This is a genomic window from Streptomyces sp. NPDC012794 (assembly GCF_042901085.1).
Taxonomy (GTDB): domain Bacteria; phylum Actinomycetota; class Actinomycetes; order Streptomycetales; family Streptomycetaceae; genus Streptomyces.
This window is the reverse complement of record NZ_JBIBCI010000010.1, coordinates 1-14,668: the sequence shown is the minus strand read 5'-3', so window position 1 is coordinate 14,668 and position 14,668 is coordinate 1. Positions and strand designations below refer to the sequence as shown.

Annotated in this window: 14 protein-coding genes; 7 read left to right on the top strand and 7 right to left on the bottom strand. The window is 72.6% G+C overall.

Features of this window, described 5'->3' with window-relative positions; genetic code table 11:
• The first annotated feature begins 450 nt into the window (after positions 1-450).
• The 4 genes from ACFY7H_RS19705 (at position 451) to ACFY7H_RS19690 (ending at position 4,027) form a co-directional block, all read left to right on the top strand.
• Positions 451-1,653 (top strand): NADP-dependent malic enzyme, encoded by a 1,203-nt coding sequence (locus ACFY7H_RS19705; RefSeq protein WP_388939616.1) that lies wholly within the window; start codon positions 451-453, stop codon positions 1,651-1,653.
• 583 nt (positions 1,654-2,236) lie between these two features.
• Positions 2,237-3,199: a zinc-binding dehydrogenase gene (locus ACFY7H_RS19700; RefSeq protein ID WP_388939615.1), complete on the top strand. Its 963-nt coding sequence runs from the start codon at positions 2,237-2,239 to the stop codon at positions 3,197-3,199.
• 58 nt (positions 3,200-3,257) lie between these two features.
• Positions 3,258-3,467 (top strand): helix-turn-helix domain-containing protein, encoded by a 210-nt coding sequence (locus tag ACFY7H_RS19695; RefSeq protein ID WP_388939613.1) that lies wholly within the window; start codon positions 3,258-3,260, stop codon positions 3,465-3,467.
• Positions 3,467-4,027, top strand: a complete 561-nt coding sequence (locus ACFY7H_RS19690) for a Clp protease N-terminal domain-containing protein (RefSeq protein WP_388939611.1) — start codon at positions 3,467-3,469, stop codon at positions 4,025-4,027. Before ACFY7H_RS19695 ends, ACFY7H_RS19690 begins: the two co-directional genes overlap by 1 nt.
• Here ACFY7H_RS19690 and ACFY7H_RS19685 read toward each other — a convergent pair.
• The 3 genes from ACFY7H_RS19685 to ACFY7H_RS19675 form a co-directional block, all read right to left on the bottom strand.
• A complete protein-coding gene (locus ACFY7H_RS19685) occupies positions 4,024-4,920 on the bottom strand; it encodes a helix-turn-helix transcriptional regulator (protein WP_388939609.1) in 897 nt (298 codons plus the stop codon). The genes ACFY7H_RS19690 and ACFY7H_RS19685 overlap by 4 nt on opposite strands.
• Position 4,921: 1 nt before the next feature.
• Entirely contained in the window at positions 4,922-5,833 is a 912-nt protein-coding gene (locus ACFY7H_RS19680; RefSeq protein WP_388939607.1) for a DUF4097 domain-containing protein, read from the bottom strand.
• Between the two features lie 503 nt (positions 5,834-6,336).
• Complete coding sequence (locus ACFY7H_RS19675; protein ID WP_388939605.1) at positions 6,337-7,269, bottom strand: LysR substrate-binding domain-containing protein; 933 nt, start codon at positions 7,267-7,269, stop codon at positions 6,337-6,339.
• A gap of 224 nt (positions 7,270-7,493) precedes the next feature.
• Here ACFY7H_RS19675 and snpA point away from each other — a divergent pair, with 224 nt between their 5' ends.
• Entirely contained in the window at positions 7,494-8,159 is a 666-nt protein-coding gene (gene snpA / locus ACFY7H_RS19670) for a snapalysin (RefSeq protein WP_388939604.1), read from the top strand.
• A gap of 323 nt (positions 8,160-8,482) precedes the next feature.
• On the opposite strand, the gene ACFY7H_RS19665 is transcribed toward snpA, so the two are convergent.
• From ACFY7H_RS19665 to ACFY7H_RS19650, 4 genes are all read right to left on the bottom strand, one after another.
• Positions 8,483-9,067: a dihydrofolate reductase family protein gene (locus ACFY7H_RS19665; protein ID WP_388939603.1), complete on the bottom strand. Its 585-nt coding sequence runs from the start codon at positions 9,065-9,067 to the stop codon at positions 8,483-8,485.
• 111 nt (positions 9,068-9,178) lie between these two features.
• A complete protein-coding gene (locus ACFY7H_RS19660) occupies positions 9,179-9,805 on the bottom strand; it encodes a GNAT family N-acetyltransferase (protein ID WP_388939601.1) in 627 nt (208 codons plus the stop codon).
• A gap of 147 nt (positions 9,806-9,952) precedes the next feature.
• Positions 9,953-10,999, bottom strand: a complete 1,047-nt coding sequence (locus tag ACFY7H_RS19655) for a family 2 encapsulin nanocompartment cargo protein polyprenyl transferase (protein ID WP_388939599.1) — start codon at positions 10,997-10,999, stop codon at positions 9,953-9,955.
• Positions 10,999-12,405: a family 2B encapsulin nanocompartment shell protein gene (locus ACFY7H_RS19650; protein ID WP_388939597.1), complete on the bottom strand. Its 1,407-nt coding sequence runs from the start codon at positions 12,403-12,405 to the stop codon at positions 10,999-11,001. The genes ACFY7H_RS19655 and ACFY7H_RS19650 overlap by 1 nt, the downstream gene beginning before the upstream one ends.
• 343 nt (positions 12,406-12,748) lie before the next feature.
• On the opposite strand from ACFY7H_RS19650, the gene ACFY7H_RS19645 reads away from it, so the two are divergent.
• The gene (locus ACFY7H_RS19645) at positions 12,749-13,339 is read left to right on the top strand and encodes an N-acetylmuramoyl-L-alanine amidase (protein WP_388939595.1); all 591 of its coding nucleotides are present in this window, start codon (positions 12,749-12,751) and stop codon (positions 13,337-13,339) included.
• 19 nt (positions 13,340-13,358) lie between these two features.
• Entirely contained in the window at positions 13,359-14,252 is an 894-nt protein-coding gene (locus tag ACFY7H_RS19640) for a 1-aminocyclopropane-1-carboxylate deaminase/D-cysteine desulfhydrase (protein WP_388939594.1), read from the top strand.
• The last annotated feature ends 416 nt before the right edge of the window (positions 14,253-14,668 follow it).

The following is a 14,668-nucleotide window of genomic DNA, read 5'->3' as shown; positions in this document are numbered from 1 at the left end:
GTGATTACGGCATCTTGCCATTCGGACTGACGCATTCAGGCTGCTCGTCAGGTCAAAATCAGATAACGGGCGCCCCCGACTACCCAACAGGACTGCGGGCAAGGCGCCTCGGAGCCGCACAAACCGCCGTGACCTGGCGTTTTCGCCTCACTATTTGCTGCACGTCTCGCCAGGTGGACAACAAGCTTTGGACTTTTAGCCAAAACCGGGACAAGCAACCTACGATCAGTCCGGAATCGACTCGTCTGGCCGAGCGTTCTTCGGGTAGAACAGATCCTTACACCCCTCATCCGGGGCTCAGGGCGCGCGTGCGGCGCGCCCGCGCGTACGAACCTCCCCTTCGCGGAGACGGGCCAACCGTCGACGCGGAGTACGAACGCGGTGCCCGCCCACCCCTTAACCAGGAGTGGCCACCCTCAACGATTCAAAGGACTTAAGGGGTCACACGAAGTGGCAGCGGAGATCGTCAACCCTCGCAGTGACAGTGCGACGGACAACAACCCCGATGCGGTGTTCGCACTGCACCGCGGCGGCAAGATGGCCATCCAGGCCACGGTGCCGGTCAACGACAAGGACGACCTGTCCCTGGCGTACACCCCCGGCGTGGCGAAGGTGTGCACCGCCATCGCCGAGCAGCCGGAGCTCGTAAACGAGTACACCTGGAAGTCGAACGTGGTCGCGGTCGTCACCGACGGCACGGCCGTGCTCGGACTCGGTGACATCGGTCCCGAGGCCTCCCTCCCCGTGATGGAGGGCAAGGCGATTCTTTTCAAGCAGTTCGGCGGCGTGGACGCGGTTCCGATCGCGCTCGCCACCAAGGACACGGACGAGATCGTCGAGACGGTCATCCGTCTGGCGCCGTCCTTCGGCGGGGTGAACCTGGAGGACATCTCCGCCCCCCGCTGCTTCGAGATCGAGCGCCGCCTCCAGGAGGCGCTGGACATCCCGATCTTCCACGACGACCAGCACGGCACGGCCATCGTGACGCTGGCCGCCCTGCGCAACGCCGCGAAGCTCACCGGGCGCACGCTCGGCGACCTGCGGGCCGTCATCGCGGGTGCCGGCGCGGCGGGCATCGCCATCGCCAAGATCCTGGTCGACGCGGGCATCGGCGACGTCTGTGTCACCGACCGCAAGGGCGTGGTCTCCTCGGACCGCACCGACCTGACGGACGTCAAGGCGGAGATCGCGGGGCTGACCAACAAGAGCGGCCTCAACGGCACGCTGGAGGAGGCCCTCGCGGGCGCGGACGTCTTCATCGGCGTCTCCGGCGGCACGGTCGGCGAGGAGGCGGTGGCCACGATGGCGGAGAACTCCTTCGTCTTCGCCATGGCCAACCCGAACCCGGAGGTGCACCCCGACGTCGCGCACAAGTACGCGGCCGTCGTGGCGACCGGCCGTTCGGACTTCCCGAACCAGATCAACAACGTGCTGGCCTTCCCGGGCATCTTCGCGGGTGCCCTGAAGGTGCGCGCGACCCGGATCACCGAGGGCATGAAGATCGCCGCCGCCGACGCCATCGCAGGCGTCGTGGGTGACGAGCTCGCCGCCGACTACGTGATCCCCTCGCCGTTCGACGAGCGCGTCGCCGAGGCCGTCACGGCCGCGGTCGCCGCGGCGGCGAAGGCCGACGGGGTGGCCCGCCTGGCCTAGGTCGTCTCTTTCGGATCTTGCCGGTCAAGCCCGCGGCGTCTGGTGCGGTGCCCCGCAAGGCGGAGGCACAGCGCGCGTACTGGACATACTCGGCTGTGCCGAGAACGCGGCGAGGTGCCGTACCAGGCGTCGCGGGTCTGGGGGGCACCTTCCAGTGGTAGCTGGGGGAGCAAGATCCGGAAGAGACGGCCTGGTGCCAGGCTGAGCACAGCGCTACGGGCGAGGCCCGGCCGGATCGATCCGGCCGGGCCTCTTCGCGTACGCGTCGTTCCCTCGCGGGGAATGCACCCTCCCCGCCCCCGAACGGGGAGGGGTCGCTCCGCCTCGTTGCCGGGCGCGCAAGAGAACGCGGGAACGCAAAGCGAGAACGCGACGAGAATGACAGGCTCATGGCGAGCGCGCCGCATGGCTGGAATCCTACCCCCTCCCAGGGCGGTCTTTGACGTTCCGATTGGCTCCGGGTAATGGACAAACCACCTGGTACGGGCGGTAGTTGAGGATCGAACGAGCGCTTCCACTCCTACCCGGCGGCGATCGGCCTCCTCTGGCCAGAGGGGCCTACCGACCGGTAGCGTCTGGCGCCATGTTCGCTGCCTATGCCGCCCGAATCGACCGAGACCAGCCGCTGACCGGCCTTGAGCTGGGCGAGCGCCCGGCCCCCGTGGCCCGCCCCGGCTGGGTGACCGTCAACGTCAAGGCCGCCTCCCTCAACCACCACGACCTGTGGTCGCTGCGCGGAGTCGGCCTCGGCGAGGACAAACTGCCCATGATCCTCGGCTGCGACGCCGCCGGGACCGACCAGGACGGGAACGAGGTCGTCCTGCACTCCGTGATCGGCCAGAGCGGCCACGGAGTCGGCCCGGACGAGCCCCGCTCGATCCTGACCGAGCGCTACCAGGGCACCTTCGCCGAGCAGGTGACCGTCCCCGCCTGGAACGTGCTGCCCAAGCCCGCCGAGCTGTCCTTCGAGGAGGCCGCCTGCCTGCCGACGGCCTGGCTGACGGCGTACCGGATGCTGTTCACCAACGCCGGGGTCCGGCCGGGCGACTCCGTACTCGTCCAGGGCGCGGGCGGCGGCGTCGCCACCGCCGCGATCGTCCTGGGCAAGGCGGCCGGCCTGCGCGTCTTCGCCACCAGCCGCGACTCGGCCAAGCGCAAGCGCGCCGTGGAGCTCGGCGCGACGGAGGCCTACGAGCCGGGCGCGCGGCTCCCGCACCGCGTGGACGCCGTCATCGAGACGGTGGGCGCGGCCACCTGGTCGCACTCGGTCAAGAGCCTGCGCCCCGGCGGCACCCTGGTGATCTCCGGCGCGACCAGCGGCGGCACCCCGCCGGCCGGCGAGCTGCACCGGATCTTCTTCCTGGAGCTGAAGGTGGTCGGCTCGACCATGGGTACCAAGGACGAGCTGGAGGACCTGCTGTCCTTCTGCGCCGCCACCGGCGTCCGCCCGGTCATCGACCGGGTGCTGCCCCTGGACCGCGCCCGCGAGGGCTTCGAGCAGCTCGCGTCGGGAGACCTCTTCGGAAAGATCGTCCTCACGGTCTGACCACCCCGCCTGTCAATCAGGGTTGACACCCCTCCCGCGTCAACCTAGATTGACATGCATGACCGAAGCGACCGACCTCGCCGCACGGGCCGGGGACCAGGACCCCCGCGTGGGCCTGCGTGCCGTGGCCGCCCTCCGCAGGCTGCTGGAGCAGCTGGAGGCCGTACAGGTACGCAGCGCCCGCGCGCAGGGCTGGTCCTGGCAGGAGATCGCGTCCGAACTGGGCGTCAGCCGGCAGGCCGTACACAAGAAGCACGGGAGGCTCTGATGTTCGAACGCTTCACCCGGGACGCCCGCGACACGGTGACGGGCGCGGCCGCCCAGGCCCGCACGGCCGGGGCCGCCACCGTCACCGAGGAACACCTGCTGCTCTCCCTGCTGGAGCGCGGCGCCCTGGACCGCCTGGGCGTGGACCGCGCCGCCGTCGCGGCGGGCCTGCGGGCCGCCCGCCGCCGGGGCGGGATGTCCAGGGCGGACGAGGAGGCCCTCGCCGGCCTCGGCATCGACCTCTCGGAGATCGTCGCCCGGATCGAGGAGGCCCACGGCGCGGGCGCCCTCGCGGCCCCCGCACCCCGCGGGCGCACCCTCGGCTCCTCCCTCCGCACGGCCCTGGGCCGCCCGGAGTCCGGCAAGAGGCACGTCCCGTTCACCGGGGGCGCCAAGAAGGTTTTGGAACAGTCCCTGCGCATCGCCCTGGGCCGCGGGGACCGCCACATCGGCACCTTCCACCTGCTGCTGGCCCTGCTCTCCCGCCCCGGCCCGGTCTCGGAGGCCCTGGCCGACCACGGGATCACCTACACCACCGCCGAAGCGGCCCTGGCCGACTAGACCCCGGGCCGCAGCCCCGCCGCGATGCGGGCGGCGGCCGCCGCCAGGTGGGCGCGGGCCTCGGCGAGCTGCGCGGGGGTGACGCCGTGGTCGCGGGCCGCGTCGCGGACGTCGTCCCGGAAGCGGTCCAGCAGCCGGTCCAGGTCCCGCGCCGGGTCGGCGGTGGGCGTCAGGTCCTCGGCCCAGCCGGATCCCGAGGGCCCCGGGGCGCTCGCCGTCCCGGCGGGCCCGGCCTCCGCCGCACCTCCGCCGCCCAGCCACGCCCCGGCCAGGCTGCCCAGGACCCCGCCGGACCTGGCGAACTGTTCCTGGAGCTGGGCGGCGATGCGCTGGACCTCCTCGCGGGCCCGCTCCTGCGCCTCCTTGGCCTGGCGCCGTGCCTGCTGGGCCTCCTCACGGGCCCGGCGGCTCTCGTCCTTCGCCCGGCGGGCCTGCTCCTTCCACTCCTGCTTCGCCTTGCGGAACTCCTCCTTGGCCGCCTTCCAGGACTCGTCCTCGAAATGGGCCGTCGTGGCGGAGGCCGCGGCCCGCATCTCGCGGCGCAGGTCACCGGCGGCACCGCGGACGTCGTCCCGGATCTCCGCGGCCAGCTCGGACACGGAGTCGCGGATCTCCAGCTCCAGGTCGGCCAGCTCCCCCACCCGGTCGGCCAGCTCGGCGCGGCCCGCCTCGGTGATGGAGTACACCTTGCGCCCGCCTTCGGTGGCGTACGTGACCAGCCCCTCGGCCTCCAGCTTCGCCAGCCTCGGGTACACGGTGCCCGCGGAGGGCGCGTACAGCCCCTGGAACCGCTCCTCCAGCAGGCGGATCACCTCGTACCCGTGACGGGGCGCCTCGTCCAGCAGCTTGAGGAGGTAGAGGCGGAGGCGGCCGTGGGCGAAGACGGGCGGCATGTCAGAGCACCTTCTTGTCGAGCTGGAGGGGAGCGGCGGCCTGCGGCCGGCTCAGCAGGGCGATGGCCCCGGAGACCGTGGTGGCCCGCAGGGTGCCGGTTCCGGTGCCGAGGGTGCCGGTGATCCGCTTGGCTCCGAACTGGCCGGTGACCCGCAGGTCCGCGAAGCCGTTGGAGACGCTGCCGGTGGCGGTGTTCGCCTCGACCCGGGCGTCGGCGGGATGCGGGAGGCGGATGGCCACCTGGCCGGAGACGGAGTTCAGGAAGATGTCCACCGGCTCGGGCGCGGCCGGGTCGGGGACGAGGTCGATGAGCATGTCGCCGCTGACCGAGTCGGCCCGTACGCTGCCGGCCGCGCCGTCGACCACCGTCAGACCGCCGGAGACGGAGTGGAAGGCGAACTCACCGGTGACGGACTGGGCCTCGACCCCGCCGGAGACGGTCCGCGCCTCGACCCGCCCGGAGAGCCCGACCAGGGTGGCGTCGCCCGAGACCCCGTTGACCTCGGTACCACCGGAGATTCCGGACACGAAGGCGGCGGCGCTGACGGTGGCCAGCTGGACGTGGGTGCCGGCCGGGACGGTGAGCGTGACGGTGACGCTGCGCTCCCAGGCCTTGCGGCCGTCCGCGGAGGAACCGGCCCAGGCCTTCCACGGCTTGCCCTCGATCCACTTCCGGAAGCCCTGGGAGCCGTTCCAGGGCAGGTCCTCGTAGGAGAGCGTGAGGGTGCCGCCGTCCTGGACCACGTGCAGCGGGGGCCCGTCGACCTCGGTGACCTCCAGCCGGGCCGGGCCGCCCTCGGAGGCGACCACGTTCACCGTGCCGCCGACGACGCGCACGCGGAGGTCGGCCACGGGCCGCTCGAAGGTGAGCTTCTGTGGTGCGGCGACCGACCACGTCATCTGCTCTGGCATGTGCTGCTCCTCCTCAGGCTGGCGCACGCAACATATCGCGTCTCCCTAGACACGATATATCGCGGCCGACCGAAGTCAAGCACCCTTCGCCGGCACGCCCCCATGGCCGCCGCTGCGCGGGGCCGCCCCCCGTTCCCCGGGCTCCACCCGGACCCGCGCCTCAACGCCGGCGAGGCGGCCGACAACCGGATGTGCCAGCAGCACACCTGCCCGGGCGAAGGCAAGGGCGGGCGGCCGGACGACGGACGTGAGGGGGCGGGAACGGGGTGGGGTGGCGTCCGGGGCTAAAACGAGATGAATTCGGCGCGCGGTACCCCGTACGACTCAGACCCGGAACAGGCACCGAACATCGAAGCCCCCCCCCGGACGACACCCCGCCCCGGCACCGCCCCCCACCCGAACCCCGCCGACAGGGCAACCACCCACCTCGGCACCGTCCCACAGGGCAACCGCCCGACAGGGCAACCCCGCCCACCCCCGAAGGGCCCGGCCAGGGCAACGGCCTACGCCACCAGCAAGGGACTCCCGCTCCGCCGCAGCCACGCCCGGTACGGCGGGGTGCGGAGCGCCGCTTCGCGGTACGCGTCGCGGAGGTCCTCGAAGACCTCCGCGTGTTCCCCCGGCCGCGTCGCCAGCAGCAGCCGCACCGCCAGCGGGTCCCCCGACAGCGGCCGGATGGCCATGTCGTCGCGCGGCCCGGACGTCGGCTGGCACGGAGCCACCGCTTCCCCGGACACGATCAGCGACGTCGCGGTGTGGTAGTCGGCGTGCAGCACGGGCGGGTCGACCCCCGCGCCCGCGAAGACCCGTCGGAGGCCGTCCCATTCGCCGTCCACCGAGGGGTCCACCGTCCAGCGGTCGCCCGCCAGGTCCTCTAACGCCACCACCGGCGACCGCGCGGCCGGATGGTCCCGGGACATGGACACGAACTGCGGCTCGCGCTCCATGAGGACCCGCAGCTCCAGCCCGGCCGGCACCCTCAGCGGGCTGCCCTCCACCTCGTGGACGAACGCCACGTCCAGCTGCCCGCCGGCCGTCATCCGCAGCAGCGCGTTCGCGGAGACGTCGACCACCAGCGACGTCTCCCGCTCCGGTGCGCGCCGGTGCAGCCGCCGCAGCCACCCCGGCAGGGCCCGGCTCGCGGTCGAACCGATCCGCAGCCGCGGCCCGTTCGCCGCCGCCCGCGCCTCCGCCACCAGCGCGGCCATCTCCGCGAGCAGCGGCCGCGCCCGCCCGAGCACCGTGCGCCCGAAGGGCGTCGGCCGGCAGCCGGTGCGCTCGCGCAGGAACAGTTCGCCGTCCAGGGCCCGTTCGATCCGGCGCAGTTGCGTCGTCAGGGAGGGCTGACTCACGCCGAGTTGCCGGGCGGCCTTGTGCAGACTCCCGGCGTCCTCGATGGCACACAGCGCGCGCAGGTGCCTCACCTCGAGCTCCATGACCCGAGGGTAGGCGGGCCCCGGGGACCGCACCAGCCGCCGATAGCCCCTCAAATCACGCCATTGTGCGGCTGGTTGACCAAGGTGTGGCCTGCCCGAAACCCTCCCGATAGTTCCGCGCTATCGGGCTCTGACATCATCCCCCGGCCCGCTCGGCTCCCGCAGACTCCGGTACCGGACGACCCATCCACCCCCCACCGCACCATCCGAGTAGGAGCCCCCACATGCGCCACTCCCACAGGACCATGCTGTCCGCCGCCACCGTCGGCCTCGCCGTCGCCGCCGCCCTCGGCGGTGTCGTGCCCTCCGCCGGCGCCGCCACCACCGCCCCCGCCGGCGGCCCGGCGAGCTACGCCGCGTACGAGCGTTCACAGGAGAACGAGGCCGCCAACCGGGCCTTCTTCGAGGCCGTGAAGCGGTCGGTCGCCGAGCAGCGGGCCGCGAACCCGGGCGCGCTGGCCGTCACCGTCACCTACAACACGCGCAACGCCCCGAGCTTCCGCTCCCAGATAGCCACCTCGACCCGCATCTGGAACAGCTCGGTCACCAACGTGAAGCTCCAGGAGGTGTCCACGGGCGGGAACTTCGCGTACTACGAGGGCAACGACTCCCGCGGCTCGTACGCGAGCACGGACGGCCACGGCCGCGGTTACATCTTCCTGGACTACCGGCAGAACCAGCAGTACAACTCCACCCGCGTGACGGCCCACGAGACCGGTCACGTGCTGGGCCTGCCGGACCACTACACGGGTCCGTGCAGCGAGCTGATGTCGGGCGGCGGCCCGGGCACCTCGTGCACGAACGCCACCCCGAACAGCGCCGAGCGGACGCGCGTCAACCAGCTGTGGGCCAACGGCCTGGTCGCCTCGGGGCTGGACTCCAAGGGCTGACGACCGCCACCGGCCACCGGCCGCTAGCCGCTAGGGCCTGTCCTCGGGAACGTACGGAGCGCGGTCCGGGTTCCGGCAGGGACCCGGACTCCACTCGGGTACGGGTACGAAGACCCCCATGGACTTGCGCCGCCGGAGCACCGTCTCCACGGCATGCCCGCAGGCCGGACACGTCCGCTGCTCGTGTCCGGCCTGCGGGGCGACCGTCCCGCGCTCGTTCTGCTGCTGTTCACCGGCCAAACCTCCACGGTAGGCCGTTTCCGTGCGTCATGACGGGCTCGGCACGGTGGGGTCGGCGGCGGTGCGGTCAGCGGGCGGTGCGGTCAGCGCTTGACGTCGTACGAGGTGATGACCTGGCCGCCGCCGAGGGCGGTGCAGCCGGTGAGCTCCAGGGGGCGCACCCCGAACCCGGCGCGGGACATCGGCATGCCGGTCCCGACCACGACCGGGTAGGTCTTCACGATGTACTCGTCGATCTCGTCCACCAGTTGGGCCGCCAGGTCGGCACCGCCGCACAGCCAGATGCCCAGGCCGTCCCGCGCCTTCATCTTCCGCACCTCGGCGACGAGGTCACCGCTGATGAGCCGCACCTGCGGGTCCGGCGGCGTGGCGAGGCTGCGGGAGACGACGTACTGCTCGCGCATGTGGCCGTAAGGGCTGGCCACGCCCGCCTTGAGGCCGGGCTCGTAGGTGTTGCGGCCCATGATCACCGTGTCGAAGCGCTTGGACGGGGCGTCCGCGATGCCGAGCTGCTTACGCCCCGGACCGGAGATCGTCTCGGGGTACTCGGCCGCGAGGTGGCCGACGAACTCGGGGTCGAGGTAGCCGTAGATGAAATCGGCATCGCCGTCCGGGGCTCCGATGAAGCCGTCGACGGTGGTGGCGATGAAGTACGTGAGCTTGCGCAAGCGAGTCTCTTCCGTTCGGGAGTGCCGCCGCTCCGGGGCACGCCGACGAAAGTACTTCATCTGAAGTACTTTGCCAACCCCCAATTCCGGGAACCGCCACTCACCCCGCACTCATCCCCGCCGCACGCCCCGCGACTCGCCCTGCGGCTTGCGCCACATCGGCCACATCAGCGGGCCGTCCGGCAGGCGTACCGCCTCGCCCGTGAATTCCCACCCGAGCCGCTCGTACAGCCGCATGCTCCGCTCGCTGCTCGCCTCCAGGTACGCCGGGACCCCCTCGCGGTCGCAGCGCTCCAGGACCGGCCGGATCAGCTCGGTGCCCAGCCCCTCGCCCTGCCGGCCGGGCGCGACCGCGATCATCAGCAGGTACTCGTGCTCCTCGGCGGTCGGATGCACCTCCCCCGTGAGCCGGCCGACCAGCTCGCACCGCTCGTTGTCCGGGTCGGCGACCGCCCGCATCCTCGCCGGGACGTCGTCCTCGGCGGCCCCGTCCTCCGGCTCGCCCGCCGGGATCCGCAGCCACAGCGCCGCCGCCGAACCGTCCGCCGTGCGGTCGATCCGGCCCTCGGCCAGGGCGACGTCCACGAAGACCCCGAGGAACTTGCCGTGCACGGCGGCCCGGTGCTCCGGGTCCGGGAAGACCCAGCTGCTCACCGGGTCACCGCGGAAGGCCTCGTCCAGCAGGCGCGCGACCGCGTCCCGGTCCGACTGATCTGCCTGACGTATCTCCAGCACCACGGGGCACACCCTTCACTCACGTGTCAACTACCGCGAGTGATCCTAGAGTTGTCCCGCGCGATTCTCGCCACACGCCCCCGAAAAGGCCTGTTCCGGCGCCCCGCAGCGCCGGAACAGACCCTCCGCGGCACCGGAACGAACCGGCCGCTACTTGGTGCGCCGCGTCACGAACTCCGCGAGCGCCAGCAGCCCGCCCGCCGCCGCCAGGTCGGGCACCGCCCGGGACAGCTCCTGCACCGCGCGGCCCATCCGGTCGGCGGCGTGGGCCTGCGCCCAGTCACGGCCGCCGGCGCGTTCCACCGCCCGGGCGGCCCGGGCCACGTCGTCCTCCTTCAGCGGGCCGGCATAGAGGAGCGCCAGCTCCTCACCGGCCTCGGTGCCCGAGGTCAGGGCGGCCACGACCGGGAGGGACTTCTTGCGGGCCAGCAGATCGGCCCCGGCGGGCTTGCCGGTGTGCCCGGGGTCGCCCCAGATGCCGATCAGGTCGTCGATCAGCTGGAAGGCCAGCCCGGCCTCCCGCCCGAAGGCGTCCATCGCCTCGACCTCCTCCGGCCCGGCGCCGGCGTACAGCGCGCCCAGCGCGCACGCGCAGCCGAGCAGGGCCCCGGTCTTGGCCGTCGCCATGGTCAGGCACTCGTCGAGGGAGACGTACGCCCGCTCCTCGAAGGCGCAGTCCGACTGCTGCCCCTCGCACAGCTCGACGACACAGGCCGCGAGCCGGACCGAGGCGGCCGCCGAGGCCGGGTGGGGGTCCTCGGCGAGCAGCCGCAGCGCGAGGGCCATCATGGCGTCGCCCGCGAGGATCGCGGCCGGCGTCCCGAAGACGGTCCAGGCCGTGGGCCGGCCGCGGCGCCGGACGTCCCGGTCGATGATGTCGTCGTGCAGCAGCGTGAAGTTGTGCGCGAGCTCCACGGCCGCCGCCGCCCGTACGGCGTCCGCGGCGATGCTCCCCGGCGTTCCCAGGGCCTGCGCCGAGGCGAGCACGAGCGCCGGCCGGATGGCCTTGCCGGCGCCGCCCGCGGCCGGAGTGCCGTCCTCGTGCTCCCAGCCGAAGTGGTACATCGCCACCCGGCGCATCGCGCCGGGCAGGCTCTCGACGGCCCGGCGGAGGGCCGGGTTGACCGTTTCCCTCGTGTCTTCCAGCAGGGCCGCCGCTTCCTGCCCCTCGCCCGTCGCCACGGCGTTCGCGGTCATCAGCGCCAGCGGCCGATCTCGACGTTCTCCAGGACGCCGAGCGCGTCCGGCACCAGGACGGCGGCGGAGAAGTAGGCGGTGACCAGGTAGGACATGATCGCCTGGTCGTCGATCCCCATGAAGCGCACCGACATGCTCGGCTCGATCTCGTCGGGGATGCCGGGCTGGTGGAGGCCGATCACGCCCTGCTCGTCCTCGCCGGTGCGCATGCACAGGATGGAGGTCGTCCGGGCGGCGCTGATCGGGATCTTGGTGGACGGGAAGATCGGCACGCCCCGCCAGGAGGTCACCGGGGTGCCGGCGACGTCGACCGACTCGGGGTAGAGGCCGCGCTTGTTGCACTCGCGCCCGAAGGCGGCGATGGCCTCGGGGTGCGCGAGGAACAGCTTGGAGTCGCGCCGCATGCTGAGCAGGGCGTCGAAGTCGTCCGGGGTGGGCGCGCCGTCGTGGGGCTGGATGCGCTGGTCGTAGTCGGCGTTGTGGAGCAGGCCGAAGTCGGGGTTGTTGAGCATCTCGTGCTCCTGGCGCTCCCGCAGCGCCTCGACCGTGAGCCGCAACTGCTGCTCGGTCTGGTTCATCGGGTGGTTGTAGAGGTCGGCGACGCGGGTGTGGACGCGCAGGACCGTTTGTGCAATGGAGAGTTCGTACTCGCGCGGCCGGGCTTCGTAGTCGACGAAGGTCCCGGGCAGGACGGGCTCGCCGACATGGCCGGCGGAGAGGTCGATCGCGGCCTCGCCGTACGGGTTGGTGCGCCGCGCGGGCCGGGTGAGTACGCGGTCCACGTGCGCCCGCAGCGAGCCGGCCCGGTCGGCGAGGAGCCGGAAGTCCTGCCGGGACAGCGTCAGGGCCGTACCGGCGGTGGCGGCGCGGGCGGTGTACTCCCAGATGGCCCCCTCGTCGGTGAGCGAGGCCTCGCCGAAGTACGCGCCGTCGGCGACGGTCCGCAGGACCGCGTCCTCCCCGTAGGGGCCGGGGCCGACCTGTTCGACGCGGCCGTGCGCGAGCAGGAAGACCTGGTCGGAGGGGCTGCCGAAGGAAGTGAGCTCCTGCCCGGCCTCGAAGTCGATCTGGCGGCAGCGCGCGGCGAGTTCGGTGAGGACCTCCTGGTCCTCGTAGTCGCGCAGCAGCGGCAGCTCCCCGAGCTCCGCCGGGATGACCTGGACCTGGGAGCCGGTCTTGACGAACTCCACGACGCCGTTGCCGACGGAGTAGCTCAGGCGGCGGTTGACCCGGTAGGTGCCGCCGTGAACGGAGACCCACGGGAGCGTCTTCAGCAGCCACCGCGAGGTGATCTCCTGCATCTGCGGCGCGGACTTGGTCGTGGACGCCAAGTTCCGGGCGGCCGCGGTCCCGAGACTGCTCTGCGACGTCCGGGATTCGGCTTCGGAACCTGCCTGGACCGACATGTCTGTCCTTTCGATCACTCCATGGGTGTGCGGGACGGAAGCCTTCCAGTGCGCTGCGCGACCGGACCACTACACAAACGGGTGGGACTACTCCAGCGGGAGATGGGCATGCTGAAAGGTTTAGCCCCCTTGCCCCCATCCCTCCCGCCCGCACCGTTTCCGGCCACCTCCGTGGCGGGACGACGGCGGGGTGGCCGGTTCACCACACCCTCCCGCCCGCGCTCGAACGGATCTCCGCATGACGGAACGAGGCAGTGGCCGAATACCGCCCTAGCCGCGGAAGAGCACCCTCCACTACACCGTTAAGTAACGGAACGAACACACACGGTGAAAGGAGGCGGTCATGGCCGCACCCATGTCCGCGGACCGCTTCATCCAGGCACTGCGCGCCGAGGGCCTGACCGTCGTGGAAGTGGGCGCCTGGCGCACCCACAACCGCAACCACAGGGGCCCCTGGGGGCCGGTGCACGGGGTGATGATCCACCACACCGCCACGCGCGGCACCGCGTACACCGTGGAGCTCTGCCGTGACGGCCACTCCGCCCTGCCCGGACCCCTCTGTCACGGCGTGATCACCAAGGACGGCCGGGTCCACCTGGTCGGCTTCGGCCGCGCCAACCACGCCGGCGCCGGCGACTCCGACGTACTGGCCGCCGTGATCGCCGAGAGGCGGCTGCCGCCGGACCACCACGCCGACACCGACGGCAACCGGTACTTCTACGGCTTCGAGTGCGAGAACCTCGGCGACGGCGAGGACCCCTGGCCGGCCGTCCAGCTCGACGCGATCACCCGCGCGGCGGCCGCCGTCTGCCGCGTCCACGGCTGGGGCGCCCGCTCGGTCCTGGGCCACCGCGAATGGCAGCCCGGCAAGATCGACCCCCGCGGCTTCACCATGGACCGGCTGCGCGAACGCGTCGCCGAACGCCTCAAGTGACAGGCCCGACAATGAACTGGTGACCCACCCCGAACTGCGACCCCGCCCGCCGTCCCCCCTCGTCGAGGCGGCCGACGAACGCTTCGGCGCGCACGGGGTACGGCTCCTCCTCAAACGGGACGACCTGGTCCACCCGGAGCTGCCCGGCAACAAATGGCGCAAGCTCGCGCCGAACCTCCGGGCAGCGATGGAAACCGGCCACGACCGGCTCGCCACCTTCGGCGGCGCCTACTCCAACCACCTCCGGGCCACGGCGGCGGCCGGACGGCTGCTCGGCCTGGAGACGGTCGGCATCGTCCGCGGCGACGAACTGGCCGGCCGCCCCCTCAACGACTCCCTCGCCCGCTGCGCGGCGGACGGCATGCGGCTGCACTTCGTCACCCGCTCCGAGTACCGCCGCAAGGCCGAGCCGCGCACCCTGGCCCGCCTCCTGGCCTCCGCGGGGGCCACGGGCGCGTACGTGGTCCCCGAGGGCGGCAGCAACGCCCTCGCCCTCACGGGCTGCGCGGAACTGGGCCGCGAGCTGCGCGGGATGTCCGAGGTGGTGGCGGTGGCCTGCGGTACGGGCGGCACGCTGGCCGGCCTCGCGGCGGGGCTGGCTCCGGGCCAGCGGGCGCTGGGCGTCCCGGTCCTGGCCGGGGGCTTCCTGGGGGCGGAGATACGTTCCCTCCAGACCCTGGCCTTCGGCGGCCCGGCCGGCGACTGGACCCTGGCGGAGGGCTTCGACCACGGCGGCTACGCCCGTATCCCGCCCGCGCTGGACGCCTTCGCCGCCGACTTCGAGTCCCGGCACGGGGTTCCGGTGGAACGGATCTACGTGGCGAAGCTGCTGTGGGCCCTGCACGCCCTGACGGCGTCCGCCGCCTTCCCTCCGGGCACCACCCTGACGGCCGTCATCACGGGCGCCCCGTAGCCTCCCGGCGTCCGGCCGGCGTGCCGCTGCGCGGGGCGAAGTCCCCTGCCCACCCTTCGCCCGTTCCCCGCGCTGCGCCCGGCCCCCTCCTGGGGCTCCGCCCCAGACCCGGCGCCTCAAACGCCGGCGAGGCTGGAGTCGCCAGCAGCACACCGGCGCGGGCAAAGACACGGGCGGGCGGCCGGACAACGGACGCAAGGGGGCGGGGACGGGGTGGGGTGTCGTCCGGGGCCAAAACGAGATGAATTCGGCGCGCGGTGCCTCGCACAACCGGATCCGGAACAGGCGCCGAACATCGAAGCCCGCCCCAGACGACACCCCACCCCCGCCCCCCCCCCCCCCCCCCACCCCCCCCCCCCCCCCACCCCCCCCGCCCGCCACCCCCCCCCCGGGGGGGGCCCCCCCCCCCCCCCCCC

Excerpts from the sequence above, each read along its gene's own strand:
- ACFY7H_RS19700 (WP_388939615.1), top strand. The coding sequence starts at position 2,237 with ATGTTCGCTGCCTATGCCGCCCGAATCGACCGAGACCAGCCGCTGACC.
- ACFY7H_RS19680 (WP_388939607.1), bottom strand. The coding sequence starts at position 5,833 with ATGCCAGAGCAGATGACGTGGTCGGTCGCCGCACCACAGAAGCTCACC.
- snpA (WP_388939604.1), top strand. The coding sequence starts at position 7,494 with ATGCGCCACTCCCACAGGACCATGCTGTCCGCCGCCACCGTCGGCCTC.
- ACFY7H_RS19655 (WP_388939599.1), bottom strand. The coding sequence starts at position 10,999 with ATGACCGCGAACGCCGTGGCGACGGGCGAGGGGCAGGAAGCGGCGGCC.
- ACFY7H_RS19685 (WP_388939609.1), bottom strand. The coding sequence starts at position 4,920 with ATGCCGCCCGTCTTCGCCCACGGCCGCCTCCGCCTCTACCTCCTCAAG.
- ACFY7H_RS19690 (WP_388939611.1), top strand. The coding sequence starts at position 3,467 with ATGTTCGAACGCTTCACCCGGGACGCCCGCGACACGGTGACGGGCGCG.
- ACFY7H_RS19695 (WP_388939613.1), top strand. The coding sequence starts at position 3,258 with ATGACCGAAGCGACCGACCTCGCCGCACGGGCCGGGGACCAGGACCCC.
- ACFY7H_RS19675 (WP_388939605.1), bottom strand. The coding sequence starts at position 7,269 with ATGGAGCTCGAGGTGAGGCACCTGCGCGCGCTGTGTGCCATCGAGGAC.
- ACFY7H_RS19650 (WP_388939597.1), bottom strand. The coding sequence starts at position 12,405 with ATGTCGGTCCAGGCAGGTTCCGAAGCCGAATCCCGGACGTCGCAGAGC.
- ACFY7H_RS19645 (WP_388939595.1), top strand. The coding sequence starts at position 12,749 with ATGGCCGCACCCATGTCCGCGGACCGCTTCATCCAGGCACTGCGCGCC.